Here is a 13,836-nt window from a genome sequence, read left to right as displayed (position 1 = left end):
GCGCCAGCGCCTCTACTCTACTCGACAGTGAAGCGGACAGTCCCGCTCATCTCATGGTCGCCACCATCAGCCCGCCAGCTCAACTCGTATTCGCCGGGGTCAAGAGGTTCGGTAGCGGCCTCAATGGAGGTGACTGGGGCCTCCTGCGCCTCGAACTCAACGGTAATCCGCTCCATTGCGAGCGTAGACAGCTGGATCGACCGCACGGCCATCGGGTGATCGAAATGCAGCTCAATCCGTTCGAGGCCGCTATCGACGGTAGCACCGTCGGACGGGACTGACCGGATCAGCCCCACCATATCACCATGCCCTGCGTGATCATCGTGCGCGTCCTCATCGTGATGACCATGGTGATGGTCGTGGTGATGAGCATGGTGATCGTCGTGTCCGGAAGACTGTTGCCCGTGCTCATCGGCGTGTGCATCGGCGTTCAGCTCGAAGGCTATTTCGCCGCGCATGACATGGCCGTCCTGCGCTACGGCGCGCCACCTGATTACGTAATTGCCTTCTTCGAGCGGCGGGAACGGTACCGAAAACTCGTCCTGCATTCCCCGAACGCGCTCAAACCCGATATCGATTGCGTCTCCGTCGACAACGGCAAGCTCAAGCCCGACGAGAGAGACAGGATCGGCAAAACCGAAATCGAACGACGAAGGCGCTTCGCCCAGCACGTCACCATCGCGGATATTGGAATGGGTCATCACCGTGTGTGCGAACGCGGCGGCGGCCAGCAACATGACGGCGGCGCTGGCTATTGCGAGTCTGAGTAATGGCATTGATTGCTCTCCCTGATCAGGCGTTTCTGGAGTATTTACGCATTAGCGGGCGTTATCCCTTCCCGGCCGCTGACGGATCATTTCAGCTGGAACGCCGCGCCGTTACCGGCCGGTGGGCACCAGCAGATGAGGGACATGCCGCGCCGGGACGTAAAATCTTAGGACGTATGAGGCGAAAACCATGAACCAGCTGGATAATCTTCTGACCCGCCTACTCAGGACAGAGCCAGACCGCGATCTCACCGGATTGGAAGCGCGCGTCTGGAGCCGGATCGAAGCCATGCAGGCTGGCCGGGTAACGGCCTGGCTGCGCGCACTTCCTGTAACGGCAACGGCCTCGGCGCTAGCGCTCGGCTTTGCCACGGCGCTTCTTAGCGCGCCGCAACCGCATGCGGCAGAGGATATGGCGGTGTTCTCCACCAACACCCCGCTTGCTCCATCGACATTGCTGACGAGAACAAGCCGATGACGCGACTTCGTATCTACCTCGCTCTCAGCCTCGTCCTCGCGGTCCTTGCAGGCGTGTTTGCGGCCTGGTGCGCCACACATTACTTCTCGCCCGCTGCAGCAGAGCCATCCCTTCACCGCATCATACATCACGAGCTGGACCTGTCTGCAGAGCAGAGAGCCCGCGTCGCCGAGATCGAGGCGCGCTATACCGCTCAACGTCAGGCCCGCGAACGCGAAATGCGTGCGGCGAATACCCGGCTGGCGGCAGCCATCGAGGCAGACCACCAGCTCGACGACAATGTTCGCGCCGCGATCCATGACTTCCATCACGCGATGGGCGAGCTTCAGCTGGAGACGATCCGCTATGTTCTCGATGTGCGCGAGATACTCGATGCCAGCCAGAGAGAACATTTTGATGCGACCGTAACCGCTTCCCTGACCGATCAGGACTGGTGACCGGGGAGCCACAAGACAGCGACACCGACCTCGTTCACCGCGCTCTCGCAGGTGAAGAGCGTGCCTATGGGCGGTTAATGACACGCCACAAGGACGGGCTGTACCGCTTTGCGCGCCGCTACAGCGGCAATAGCGATGATGCTCTGGAGATTGTGCAGCTCACGTTCATCTCGGCCTGGCAGGCGCTGGCAAGGTTCGATACTGGCCGGGCTTTCGATGTCTGGCTTCGCGCGATTGCCCTTAACAAGTGCCGTGATATGGCGCGGCGCCGGAAGGTTCGCCGTTTCATGATGGCGCTCGGCCAGGTTTCCGAAAGGCAGGCTGATCCGCCCTCGCCCGAGGCCGGTCCTGAAACCCGGCTTCTGGACCGCGATGAGCTGCGCCGGGCCGATGCCGCCATCTCGAGCCTGCCGGACGGTCTCAAGGCGCCATTGCTGCTCACCGCCCTCGAGGGCCTCACCATGGCTGAGGCCGGAGCCGTTCTCGGAATGAGTGCCAAGGCTGTCGAAAACCGCCTTTACCGTGCCCGCAAGGCGCTGGCGCAAACGCTCCAGCTGCCTGAGGATTCCTGAAACCGGGTGAAGCCACCCGTCACGTGCGAATGCCGTCCCGCGAGAGTTCGCCGGGTGTTGCCACGCGCGCCGTGGTTCCGTCCGGTGCCCTGTACCAGCCCGGATCATCATAGCGTGTGATGCCGGGACGCACCTTCATGATCGTGAACATCCCGCCCATGCCGATATAGTCGAACGGACCTTGTGCTCCCACCATCGGGATGGAGTTCTCAGGAATGGCCATATGGCCCATTTCGACATGTTCGCCGTGGGCCGCCATGTCGTTGCCATCCATCGCCATGTAGCCGGGCACCAGATCTCCAACCAGCCCGGCAAACGAGGACTGGTCCACTCCGACCATGTTCTCGATATCGTGTCCCATCTGGTTCATGACGTGATGGGTCATGTGGCAGTGAACGGCCCAGTCGCCGGGATTATCTGCAACAAACTCGATGGTGCGTGCAGAGCCAACCGGCACCAGGACCGTGGCTTCCGGCCAGCGCCCCGCTTCCGGTATCTCGCCGCCGTCAGTGCCGACAACCTGGAAGGTATGGCCGTGCACGTGGAATGGGTGATGGTCCATCGCCGACAGATTGGCCACCCGCATGCGGACCTTCTGGTCCTGCCTCACCACCAGCGGGTCGGTGCCGGGGAAGGCTTTGGCGTTGATCGTCAGGATGTTGAAATCCGTCATCTCGTTGGGATCGGGACGGCGCGCTCCCGGCCTGATCTTCCACGTCGACAGAAGCAGGGCGAAGTCGCGGTCGACACGCCGCTCAGCCCGGCGGGGGTGGATGACGAACATACCCATCATTCCCATTGCCATCTGGGTCATTTCGTCGTGGTGGGCGTGATACATCTGCGTTCCGTGCTGCACGAGCGGGAACTCATACCGGAACGTCTCGCCCGGACGGATCAGCCTCTGCGTCAGGCCGCCGACACCATCCATGCCGGACGGCAGGATCAGGCCATGCCAGTGGACCGATGTCGCCGCGCGCAGCCGGTTGGTGACGTAAATCCGCACCCGGTCGCCCTCAACGGCTTCAATCGTGGGGCCATGGACCTGGCCATTGAAGCCCCAGCAGGTAGCCGTCAGCCCCGGCGCGAACTCGTGCTCGACCTCTTCAGCGACAAGGTGGAACACCTTCACGCCGCCGACGAGCCTGTAGGGAAGCGTTGAGCCGTTCGGCGTGACTACAGGAGTGTAGTGAACGCCGGGCTCTCCGGGAGGGTAGTCGCCGGGTTCCACGCTGCGCGCATGATGGGGGCCGGGATTGGACGCCGAGGCGTTCGCGCGGCCCGTTGCCAGACCTGCCCCGGCTGCGGCCAGACCGGCTGCGGCAATCGCTCCGCGACGGCTAAGTAGAAACTGGCTCATCAGTGAACATGCCCTTCATGCTGGTGGGTTCGATCATGTGTTGCAGGAGACGGAGCGTTTGCGGGCGTTTCCTGCCGACGGGACGGTTCAGGTGACGTTTCGATCTCCGCCACCCGTACATGCCGTTCAAGGTCGGCGCGTGCCTGCCAGTATTCGGCAACGGCCTGAACATAGTCGCGGCCCGCCTCGACCCGGTCGCGCCGCGCCTGCAGAAGCTCGAACATGCCGATCTGCATGGCATTGAAGTCCCGGACCACGCCGTCGAATACATCGGCGGAAATCCGAAGGGATACGTCGCGATGGAACAGGGCCAGTTCACGGGCCGCTTCTGCTCGCATGGCCGCTGAACGGCTGGCGGAACGGCTATCCATGCGCGCTTGCTGGAGCTGCTGCCAGGCCTGCCTGAACTCTGCCCCTGCCCGCAAGCTTCCGGAGGCTCCCAGATCAAGAGGCAGCCTAAAACCCAGCCCGTAGGCTTCAGACCAACGGCCCCGGCGCTCGAACTCTCCGATCAGTTCAACATCACCCAGCAGAGCTTCGACATTCCTGATACCGCCCCGCGAGGCCACTTCCCGGAGCCTCGCTTCCGCCACGGCCACCGGGAAGCTGTCACTGACGGCAGCCGCTGCTACCCGGTCCGCATCTATCACCCTGTTTGGCGGAGCAGGAAGACGCGACAACGTCTGAAGCGCGGCCGCCTGTTGTCCGTCCAGGCCGAGGACTGCGGTCAGACGCTCGAATGCCGGGCCGATGCGGCCTTCCGCACGCATGCGTTCCGCTGTCATCCGTGCTGCAAACTGGCGCTGCCGGTCCAGATCGACGCGTGCGATATTGCCTGCAGCATAAATCGCCTGCGCGGCCAGCCGGGCCGCTTCACCCGCGCTTTCAGCCTGCTCGTAAAGATCAAGCGCCTGGCGGGCTGCAACGTAATCCACATAGGCGATCCGCACATCTGCTGCCGCGTCAGCAAGCCGCCGCGCCGCGTCAGCCCTCGCCGCGTCCATGCGCGCTTCGCCAGCTCTTGCCCGCTGAGGCCAGAACAGCAGCTCGAGGAGAGACACGCTCAACCCCACCTCCAGCTCGTTGCCGCGGGCCGCACGGACAACTTCGATGACCGGGTTCGGTGGCAACACCGCCGACAGGAATGCGGCTCTGGCTATGCCGAGTTCCTCAAGATCAGACTGGATGGCGGGGCTGTTGAGAAAGGCGATGGCCACGGCCTCATCCATTCCCACCCGCGCTTCCAGAAGGCTGTCGACCGAGGCGGACAGCGCGGCTCTGCCTTCATCGGTCCTTGCCCAGCCCGGCGCGGCGCCTGTGCGCGCTTCAACCAGTGCCGAGACCTCTGCAAGGCTGGAGTCAGACGCGATGCTGGCGCATCCGGAAACGGCCAGCGCTATCGCCCCGGACGCCAACGCGCCTCTGATCCTCAGGAGTATCATTCGTATAACACCCGCGATGTGTTGTTGCTTGTCAACGAATACGCGACCGGCGGCACGATCCCTCATCTCCAGCGCTGGTACGGATTGAGTCTTGCACTGGGCGTCTCGTGAACGGGGAGATGGCGTATGAGTGTTCCGAACTGGTTCAATACACTGCTTTCAGGCGGCCATGGTCGTCTGGAAGACCGCGCCAACAACTTTACGGCCATTCGTATCGGTTTCGCATTTCTTGTGCTCGCCGGACACGCAATCATGCTGCCCATGGGGCTGCCTATCACCGGTGCAGCCGAGGTGCTGGTCGATAATGCGGTGCAGTTCGCGCTCGACGGGTTCTTCATTCTCTCCGGGTATATGATCGCTGCGAGCCTGATACGCTCTTCCGACATGACGGGCTACGCCCTGTCCCGGCTCTTGCGCATCTTCCCCGGACTGGCCGTTACGGTGCTGGTGTTGTGGCTGGTAGCTGGCCCTCTGCTCAGCAGCTACGTGCCCGCGGAATATTTCGCCCAGATGGAAACCTGGGCCTTTCCTATGCTCATCCTCGCTCAGATTGATCCGCATGCCGGACTCCCCGGCGTGTTTCCCGACCATCCGATGCCGGAGATGAACGGCCCGCTTTGGACAATCCGCTATGAATTGCTGGCTTACCTTGCCGCAGGCATTCTGGCGGCAGTGGGGCTGTTCCGCCGCCCATCCATCATTGTGGCGCTGTTTATGGGAACCGCTGCATTCTCGGTCGTTCACATGATACAGCCATGGGACGGGATCGGCGCGGCAACGGTTGATGCGTCCGCGCGGTTCGGCGGTGCCTTCATGGCCGGGGCGGCGTTCTTCGCGTTGCGCGACCGGATTGCCCTGACGCCGCTCGGCTGCTTGCTGGTTGTCCTCTTCGCCTTTGCCCTCAAGGACACGCCTGCCGCCATGATCGCCGGTCAGCTGGCGATGGGATATGTCACGCTGTGGGCAGGCTTCCTGCGCATTCCAGGCCATATCGGCGTGGCCGTGCGTGAGGTCGAGGACGTATCCTACGGCGTCTACATCCTGCACTGGCCGATAGGCCAGATCGTGCTCGCACTCCATCCCGGGGCGGGAGCATTCACATTGCTTGTAGTGATGGCACCGGCAGCATTGCTGACTGGCTGGTTGATGCGTGTCTGGGTCGAAAAACCGGCGCTTGCCCTGAAACCACGCCTGCGCGCGTTGCTTAACCCGGGCAGAATACGTTCCACTGGCACCGCTGAGCGGATCAATACGGTGCGTCAGGGCGTCTGACGCGCCAACCAACACTTGTCCACTGTCCTGCGGGATCGCGTTGATCGTCATAATCAACACGGAAGACCGTCAGGCCATCTAGAACGCTGATCAACCTTAAGCCGACCAATCACCTCATCCTGATCAACGCCGCAAGGCGGATGTGTTTGCCGAAATGGCCCAGGGGATCGTGAAGAGTGTGCCTGTCGTTGTGTGATGACCTCGATCTGCGTGGGCAAAGCGTACCCCCGCGCCCTATTGGATCAGGTGCCGCAGCAGCCTTTGTCCATTTGGACAGGCGGGCAGGCAACATCGCCAAAGGAACAGTAGACGCAGCAATCACCCGCCTCCGGACGCAGCACGGCGCCGCATCCCTTGCAATCGTAGAAAAATTGGCAAGCGTCGGTCGGCATTTCGTCTCGGGAAACGTGGCCGCATTCAGGGCAGGTCAGCGTCGAGTGGGTCAGGATCGCATTCATCGTCCATACACCCAGCGCATAAGCTCCGTCTCAAAGTGCGGCACAATGAGCGACGCAGCGGCAAGTAGGCCAGACAGGACGAGGACCCCGGTCACGATCCGGGACGGTTTGCGCCCTCCGCGGAACGCGAGATATCCGGCCAACGCGACAAGCGCCAAAGCGGCTGCGGATAACCAGAGCTGGTTACGGACAAAGAAACGCAAGTGGAGGAGCAAGGCCGTTCCCGCCCCGAGATTGGCCAAGGCTATCGGGAGGATGCAACAGGTTGCGCCGGCCAACCCGGATAACGCGGCCAGCGCGCCGCCGCCCGCAAACACACCGGCCAAGCGATCTGGTTCCACCGGTCGTTTTATAACCTGGCCGAGAGAGCGATCCGTCATCTCACGAATGTCGATCATGAAACGGCGCGCGTCACCTCACATCACAGTGAGCTCACCAAGGGCCCACAACTATCCCGCAGTTCGTCGCGTAAAAGCAAAAAAGCGGGCACTGGCCGACCTGTCATATCCAGTCGTGCAGACCCTTACATCGCGGCCCTTGACCCACCCATGGTGGTAAGGTTCACGGTACGCGCCAGCCGACCCCGCATACCGTTGAAAGGAAACTTCCAGTGACCGGAAAGACCGCCAAGCTCTACCGCATGGAAACGCCCGAGCATAAATGCCCCTACGGGCTGAAGAGCCGTCATCTCCTGCGCAGCAAGGGCTACAAAGTTGAGGACCACCTCCTGACCAGCCGCGAGGCTGTAGACGCGTTCAAGGCCGAGCATGGCGTGAAGACCACGCCGCAGACTTTCATCGATGGCCAGCGCGTCGGCGGCTATGAGGCGCTGGAAGCCTATCTGGGTGTGGCAAAGCCGAAAAAGGAAACGACCTACACGCCCGTGATTGCGCTGTTCTCGATATCGGCCCTGCTCGCCCTCGCCGTCGCCTGGCAATCGAACATGCCTATCGTCGGCCTGCACACGGTGGAATATTTCATCGCCATCGCGATGGTGCTGCTGGGCCTGCAGAAGCTGACCAATATTGAAGCCTTCGCTACCATGTTCCTCAATTACGACCTGCTGGCGCGGCGCTGGGTGCCCTATGGGCGTATCTATCCGTTTGCGGAGGCCGGTGCAGGTCTTCTCATGCTGGCGGGCAGCCTGATCTGGCTCGCCTCCCCGGTCGCCCTCTTTATCGGCACTATTGGCGCGGTCTCGGTGTTCAGGGCCGTCTATATCGAGCGGCGCAAGCTGAAATGCGCCTGCATGGGTGGAGAGAGCCGCGTGCCGCTGGGCTTCATCTCGCTGACCGAGAACCTGATCATGATCGCCATGGCGATCTGGATGCCGCTGCGCATGTATGGCGTGATTTAGGAGCCGGGTGCGATGAATATCGGCGAAGCGACAAAGGCGTCCGGCATTTCGCGCAAGATGATCCGCTATTACGAGGAGATTACCCTCCTCCAGCCAGGGCGCACGGCCAATGGCTATCGCGTCTACACGCCGCAGGACATCCACACGCTGCGCTTTATCGGCGCGGCCCGGCGGCTGGGCTTTTCGGTGCCGGATGTGAAGGCCCTGCTCGCCCTGTGGCAGGACCGCTCACGCTCCAGCGCCGATGTGAAACACCTCACCAACGGACATATCAAGGAGCTACGTGCCCGCGTCACCGAACTTAATGCGATGATTGCAGCACTGGAGACGCTGGCCAGGGCCTGTGGAGGCGATGACCGTCCAGACTGCCCGATCATCAACCGTATCGCCTCGACTGCTGACCCGAACTCGACCTGATCATTGGTCCAACACCGCCCACAACCCCACTGCTCCAAGCAAGGATCACCACCATGGCCGACCCTGCCCCGCAAACCTTCACGCCCGCCCTCGGCAAGGCATGGCTGACCCCCGCCTACGACGCAGCCATCGCGCTGATGACGCGTGAAAAGGTGTGGCGGACCGCCCTTGTCCGCGACATCGCCCCCCAGCGCAGCATGCGGATACTCGATATCGGGTGCGGCACCGGCGCCTTGCTGCTGGCAATAAGCGGTACGGAGCCTAGCGCGGACCTGGCCGGTCTTGATCCTGACCCGTCCGTTCTGGCACGTGCGAAGCGCAAGGCACGTAAGCGCGAGGCGCGAATAACTTTCATCGAGGGATTTTTTGGCGAGGCCAGCCTGCCTGACGGCTGGCAGCCAGACGTGATCACCAGCAGCCTGGTGTTGCATCAGGTGCCGATGGCGGAGAAGCGCCGCATCCTGTCGCAGGCTTTCGATATTCTGCCCGTAGGAGGACGGCTGGTGATCGCCGATTACGGTTTGCAGAGGACAAAGCTAATGCGGACCCTGTTCCGCAACACCGTGCAGAGACTGGACGGGATTGAAGATACAATCCCGAACGCAGATGGCGTGCTGCCCTTGCTGATGGAGCAGGCCGGATTTGAAGACGTTCGGGAGACGAAAATTGTCCCGACTGTCACCGGCTCGATTTCGATCTATTCCGCTAACCGGGGAGCCTGACGTTCAGGCTCAGTCGCTCAATCTGGCCCGCTTCAGCAGGAGCGAGTTGCCGATCACCGACAGAGAGCTGGCCGTCATCGCGATGACGCCGATCATCGGGTGCAGCAGGCCGACTGCAGCGAGTGGAATGGCGGCCAGATTGTAGAACCACGCCCAGAACAGGTTCTCCACGATCTTGCGGAAAGTCGCCTTCGAAAGCCGTATGGCTTCCACCACCTTGCCCAGCTCACCACTCACCAGTGTCACATCCGCGGCCTCGATGGCGACATCGGCCCCGGCGCCGATGGCGATGCCGACATTGGCCTGTTTCAGGGCTGGCGCATCGTTGATGCCATCTCCGATCATGGCGACATGCGGGCCATGCTGCTCCTGCAGGCGGCGGATTTCGTCGGCCTTGCCTTCGGGCAGCACCCCGGCAAGAACCTGGTCAATCCCGACCTGAGCGGCGACATGACGCGCAGCTCGCTCGTTATCGCCGGTGATCATCACCGTGTGCAGTCCCATGGCGTGCAGGGCTGCGATGGCGGCCCTGGAATCCGCCTTCAGCGTGTCGGAAACCGCGATGACACCGACGGCGTCATCATTACGCGCGACAAGTACGGCGCTTTGCCCGTTATTTTCGTACCCCGCGAGGGCGTCCAGCAGCGTGTCGGGAACATCAACACCGTTTTCGGTCAGGAAACGCGGGTTGCCGACGCGCACGGTTTCAGCGTCCAGCTGGGCCTCGACCCCCTTGCCAGCGTGCGCCTTGAAGCCTTTGACAGGGGTAAGGCTGACGCCTCTTTCTTCAGCGCCCTTGCGCATCGCTTCAGCCAGCGGGTGTTCAGAGCCTGCTTCAACACTGGCGGCCAGGCGCAGCGCCTCGTCCTCCGTCACGCCGTCAGCAGCGGATACGCCCACCAGAGCAGGCCGGCCCATCGTAATGGTGCCTGTCTTGTCGAGAACGACCAGCTTGATGTCTTTCAGCGTCTGGATCGCTTCACCGGAACGGATCAGGATGCCCCGCTCCGCCCCCAGACCGGAGCCCACCATGAGCGCGGTGGGCGTAGCCAGTCCAAGCGCACAGGGGCAGGCGATCACCAGAACCGCGATGCCAGCCAGCAGGGCCGCAGGCAGGGGCGCGATCTCCGGGTTCACCCACATCAGAAAGCCCGAGCCCCACTCCAGTATCGGACGTAGCTGCTCGGCAAAGCCCAGCCATGCCGCGAAACTGGCGAGGCTGATCACAATGACCGCTGGCACAAAGCGCCCGGTCAGCCGGTCGGCAAACTCCTGTATCGGCACCTTTGAACTTTGCGCTTCCTCTACCAGCCGGACTACCTGCGCCAGAAAGGTGTCTGCTCCAACGCGCGCCGCGCGCACGGTCAAAACGCCCTCCTTGTTGATGGTCGCGCCGAGCACGGTATCGCCGGGTTGCTTTTCGACAGGAACAGGCTCGCCGGTGGCGAGGGATTCATCGACATGGCTCGTGCCTTCAACCACCTCACCATCGGTGGGTATCTTGGCGCCTGGACGCACCCGCATGACATCGCCGATAGCGAGCTCAGCGACCGGGATGTCCACCTCGCGTCCATCGCGGATCACGGTCGCGGTTTTCGCTCCCAACGCCAGCAGCCGCTTGATGGCCTGACTGGCCCTGCCCTTGGCGCGGGTTTCCAGATAGCGCCCCAGCAGGTGGAAGGTCATGATGGTGGCTGCCATCTCGATAAAGCTGGTCATCGGCCAGATGAAACCGGCCAGCCCGATTAGATAGGGCGGCAGACTGCCCATCGATATCAGCACATCCATATTGGCGGTGCGGTTGGTCAGCGAGCGCCAGGCCGATCTGTGCGTTGCCCAGCCGCCATAAAGAAACACGACCGGAAAGGCCAGAACCGCAACGATGGCGAGATAACCCGGCACCGGGCGCCAGAACATGTGCGGGATCATCAGCAGCATGATCAGCGTCGCGGGAATTGCCGCGATCCACAGCCGTTTCACCGCCAGGGCAAGATATCGTTCTTCGGCATCCTCACTGTCGTGCGCCGAAGAGGCCGCTTGAACTGCAGCAACATCATATCCCGCCTTCTCCACCGCAGAGCGTATTGCGTCGGGACTAGTCTGCGCCGGATCGAAGCGGACATTGGCGCGATGGGCAGCGATATTGGTCTTCACCTCGTCGATACCGGGCAACCGGCGGATGGACTGCGTAACAATGCCTGCGCAGTGATCGCTGCCCATGCCCGGAATGGTAAGTATGGCTTCGGAACGGGCTTCGTGCTCGGAACGCGCTGTAATTTCGGACATGCCGCTTGCCCCCGCTTCTGCAGAACAGGTTACCTGTTCTGCTATACGCACGGAGCTGCTGGTGCCCTCAACCGGACGTACGAGCGGTTATGTTTTGCGGCCGAGTGCCGCCAGAAGGGCTAAGCCAACACCCTATATAGCGTCGCCCGCGATACGCCGAGCTGCCTGGCGATCTGCGGCATGGAGTGGTTGCCCGCCTGTTTGAGCGCGCGGGCCATCTCAATCTGGTCCGGTGTCAGTGCCGCTGGACGCCCCAGCCTGCGGCCCCGTGACTTGGCGGCCTGCAGTCCGGCTTTCGTCCTCTCCCGGATCATTTCGCGCTCGAACTCGGCCAGAGCGCCGAAAACGTGGAAGACCAGCTTGCCGCCGGGCGATGTCGTATCGATCCCTTCGGTGAGCGAGACAAAGCCGATGCCCTTGTCCTCGAGGCCTTCCACGGTCTCGATGAGCTGACGGAGCGAGCGCGCCAGCCGGTCCAGTTTCCACACGACCAGCACATCCCCGGCGCGCAGATAATCAATTGCCGCCTTCAGCTCAGGCCGGTCCCGCTGCGCGCCGGATGCCTTCTCCTCGAATATCCGCTCACAACCGTGCTCCTGCAGGGCGTCGATCTGTAGATGGGTCTCCTGATCGCGGGTGCTCACCCGTGCGTATCCAACTCGCAATGCTCTCTCCGTCGCAAAAACCTGTCGCGACAGTATCGAGACGCCAGGGCTTTTCAAGATGGCTTTTGAGACGGAATATGATGCCAAGCAGTGGGCTCAAACGGCCCAGCCGGGCCTGTCTCAGAAACCAGCGTTTTCATGACAGAGACGCTCTGGAGCTACGGTCGCGTTGAGCTCCTGTTATTTCCAGCCTATGAGAGAAGGAGGGGGACTTATCATGTGGACTTCACGTTGGAAAGTTGATGACCAAGCTGGCAAGTCGCAAGCGGGGGGGCAAGGCGTCGTACGAAGAGTGTGCCGGATAGACGGTAGTGAGGTGGGCGCGCTTAAGGAGCTACATCCGGAGGCGCAAACCCAGACTGTACGCCGCTTTCGATTCTTACAAGAAGCGCTAAGCCTCCGTGCCTTACACGAAACTGACGGCGCCCCACGCTTGTTAGATACAAATGTTGAGGACTGGGAAGACAAATCTATTAATTTATATTTAATAATGGAGTGGATAGAAGGAGTGTCACTGAGTGACGCAAAGCCCTTTAATGCGACGAATGCATTATATGCATTCGAATCCATCATAAATACGATAGAAAAATGTCATTCTTTAGGTTTAATACACCGCGACATAAAGCCGGACAACGTCATTCTTCAGGACGGTAAACAAAATAAGCCTATATTAGTTGATTTTGGTCTATCATGGCAGCCAAATGAAGTCGAAAATGGAATTAATACGCCTGCAGGACAGGAGTTGGGCAATCGTTTTCTTAGGTTGCCCGAGTTCGCTCCGGGGAGCGAGCACCGAGATTCACGCTCCGATCTTACTTTGGCAGTCGGGTTATTGTACTTTATGCTTACGCGCCGAGCTCCACGCGTTCTAGCTGATCCGCATGGCAAACTGCCCCACGAAGCGAACGCTCCTCCTCACAACATTACCGCTGACGACCAATGGCCACTGATACGCCGGATTTTAGACGTCGGCTTTCAACCAACTCTAATTAATAGATTTCAGAACACAATGCAAATAACTAACTTAATAAAAACCTATAGGTCGCGCGGAATAGATACCGCAAGCGACAATCTACAAAGAGAGCTGGATGAGTTGCAATCTATAATTAGTTCTAGCGTCGGCCGCGCGCAGGAAGCGACTGCTAATATTATGAAGAGCGGCAGTCATGCTTTCCTCGAAACCATTCAACAATCGATTGCACCAGATTTAATTTGCGGTGGAACTGGGCCCAACGTCATCAATACGGGGCTTGCTGCGGTCAGATGTGATCTCGATTTTTTTGCACTGCGTCCCCAAACAATGAGCCCGAAGGCGACTTTTTTGCACACTGTCTCGTCCAATCAAGGCCGCATTGCCGCAAGCGCTTCAGTGGAGGGCAGCGAGCTGCAAGTTTATTACGAGGGCCCATTGATGGACCGCGAAGGCTTCATTGACGCGGCAAAAAATAAAGGACGTGAAATAGCGGTATCAGTCGTGCGCGCGATGCGAACAAAGCTCTCCAAAGCCGAGTGAGCTCCGGCCGCAAATACCGAGGTTCTACAGAGAAGGCGAAGTCACATTAGTCCAATGCAACATCAGCGGATGTGGCAAGTGCTACTCGCTGTT

Annotated in this window: 15 protein-coding genes; 8 read left to right on the top strand and 7 right to left on the bottom strand. The window is 60.8% G+C overall.

The genetic code is table 11. The features are described 5' to 3' along the window. Positions 1-17 precede the first annotated feature (17 nt). Entirely contained in the window at positions 18-776 is a 759-nt protein-coding gene (locus ACQ5ID_RS04130) for a copper resistance protein CopC (RefSeq protein ID WP_429911204.1), read from the bottom strand. 181 nt (positions 777-957) lie between these two features. On the opposite strand from ACQ5ID_RS04130, the gene ACQ5ID_RS04125 reads away from it, so the two are divergent. The 3 genes from ACQ5ID_RS04125 to ACQ5ID_RS04115 are packed head-to-tail and all read left to right on the top strand — an operon-like array spanning position 958 to position 2,254. Then, the gene (locus tag ACQ5ID_RS04125; RefSeq protein WP_429911203.1) at positions 958-1,245 is read left to right on the top strand and encodes a hypothetical protein; all 288 of its coding nucleotides are present in this window, start codon (positions 958-960) and stop codon (positions 1,243-1,245) included. Beyond that, a complete protein-coding gene (locus tag ACQ5ID_RS04120) occupies positions 1,242-1,682 on the top strand; it encodes a Spy/CpxP family protein refolding chaperone (protein ID WP_429911202.1) in 441 nt (146 codons plus the stop codon). Before ACQ5ID_RS04125 ends, ACQ5ID_RS04120 begins: the two co-directional genes overlap by 4 nt. Then, on the top strand, positions 1,679-2,254 hold the full coding sequence (locus ACQ5ID_RS04115) for an RNA polymerase sigma factor (RefSeq protein WP_429911201.1): 576 nt from the start codon (positions 1,679-1,681) through the stop codon (positions 2,252-2,254). The genes ACQ5ID_RS04120 and ACQ5ID_RS04115 overlap by 4 nt, the downstream gene beginning before the upstream one ends. Positions 2,255-2,273: 19 nt before the next feature. Here the strand turns inward: ACQ5ID_RS04115 and ACQ5ID_RS04110 are convergent, their stop codons facing one another. Beyond that, positions 2,274-3,611 carry a multicopper oxidase family protein gene (locus ACQ5ID_RS04110; protein WP_429911200.1) on the bottom strand — a complete coding sequence of 446 codons (1,338 nt, stop codon included), beginning with the start codon at positions 3,609-3,611 and terminating at the stop codon, positions 2,274-2,276. After that, positions 3,611-5,053, bottom strand: coding sequence for a TolC family protein (locus tag ACQ5ID_RS04105; protein WP_429911199.1), 1,443 nt, complete (start codon positions 5,051-5,053; stop codon positions 3,611-3,613). Before ACQ5ID_RS04105 ends, ACQ5ID_RS04110 begins: the two co-directional genes overlap by 1 nt. A 126-nt stretch (positions 5,054-5,179) precedes the next feature. Between ACQ5ID_RS04105 and ACQ5ID_RS04100 the strand changes: the two genes are divergently transcribed. After that, complete coding sequence (locus tag ACQ5ID_RS04100; RefSeq protein ID WP_429911198.1) at positions 5,180-6,325, top strand: acyltransferase family protein; 1,146 nt, start codon at positions 5,180-5,182, stop codon at positions 6,323-6,325. Between the two features lie 242 nt (positions 6,326-6,567). On the opposite strand, the gene ACQ5ID_RS04095 is transcribed toward ACQ5ID_RS04100, so the two are convergent. Both ACQ5ID_RS04095 and ACQ5ID_RS04090 read right to left on the bottom strand, forming a co-directional pair. After that, complete coding sequence (locus tag ACQ5ID_RS04095; RefSeq protein WP_371395133.1) at positions 6,568-6,783, bottom strand: GDCCVxC domain-containing (seleno)protein; 216 nt, start codon at positions 6,781-6,783, stop codon at positions 6,568-6,570. Beyond that, positions 6,780-7,181: a hypothetical protein gene (locus tag ACQ5ID_RS04090; protein WP_371395132.1), complete on the bottom strand. Its 402-nt coding sequence runs from the start codon at positions 7,179-7,181 to the stop codon at positions 6,780-6,782. The genes ACQ5ID_RS04095 and ACQ5ID_RS04090 overlap by 4 nt, the downstream gene beginning before the upstream one ends. Before the next feature lie 242 nt (positions 7,182-7,423). Between ACQ5ID_RS04090 and ACQ5ID_RS04085 the strand changes: the two genes are divergently transcribed. The 3 genes from ACQ5ID_RS04085 to ACQ5ID_RS04075 are packed head-to-tail and all read left to right on the top strand — an operon-like array spanning position 7,424 to position 9,279. Further along, on the top strand, positions 7,424-8,140 hold the full coding sequence (locus ACQ5ID_RS04085; RefSeq protein ID WP_371395262.1) for a MauE/DoxX family redox-associated membrane protein: 717 nt from the start codon (positions 7,424-7,426) through the stop codon (positions 8,138-8,140). A gap of 12 nt (positions 8,141-8,152) precedes the next feature. Then, positions 8,153-8,557 carry a Cu(I)-responsive transcriptional regulator gene (gene cueR / locus ACQ5ID_RS04080; RefSeq protein WP_371395131.1) on the top strand — a complete coding sequence of 135 codons (405 nt, stop codon included), beginning with the start codon at positions 8,153-8,155 and terminating at the stop codon, positions 8,555-8,557. A 53-nt stretch (positions 8,558-8,610) separates the two neighbouring features. Continuing rightward, complete coding sequence (locus tag ACQ5ID_RS04075) at positions 8,611-9,279, top strand: class I SAM-dependent methyltransferase (RefSeq protein ID WP_371395130.1); 669 nt, start codon at positions 8,611-8,613, stop codon at positions 9,277-9,279. Between the two features lie 9 nt (positions 9,280-9,288). On the opposite strand, the gene ACQ5ID_RS04070 is transcribed toward ACQ5ID_RS04075, so the two are convergent. Both ACQ5ID_RS04070 and ACQ5ID_RS04065 read right to left on the bottom strand, forming a co-directional pair. Beyond that, the gene (locus ACQ5ID_RS04070; protein WP_429911197.1) at positions 9,289-11,565 is read right to left on the bottom strand and encodes a heavy metal translocating P-type ATPase; all 2,277 of its coding nucleotides are present in this window, start codon (positions 11,563-11,565) and stop codon (positions 9,289-9,291) included. Between the two features lie 119 nt (positions 11,566-11,684). Then, positions 11,685-12,230 carry a recombinase family protein gene (locus ACQ5ID_RS04065; protein ID WP_429911196.1) on the bottom strand — a complete coding sequence of 182 codons (546 nt, stop codon included), beginning with the start codon at positions 12,228-12,230 and terminating at the stop codon, positions 11,685-11,687. Between the two features lie 217 nt (positions 12,231-12,447). On the opposite strand from ACQ5ID_RS04065, the gene ACQ5ID_RS04060 reads away from it, so the two are divergent. Continuing rightward, complete coding sequence (locus ACQ5ID_RS04060) at positions 12,448-13,743, top strand: serine/threonine protein kinase (protein WP_429911195.1); 1,296 nt, start codon at positions 12,448-12,450, stop codon at positions 13,741-13,743. Positions 13,744-13,836 lie beyond the last annotated feature (93 nt).

The sequence above is a fragment of the Glycocaulis sp. genome (genome assembly GCF_050485565.1).
Lineage (GTDB): Bacteria > Pseudomonadota > Alphaproteobacteria > Caulobacterales > Maricaulaceae > Glycocaulis.
Note: the sequence above shows the minus strand (reverse complement) of the source record. Positions and strands in the feature narration are given on the sequence as shown.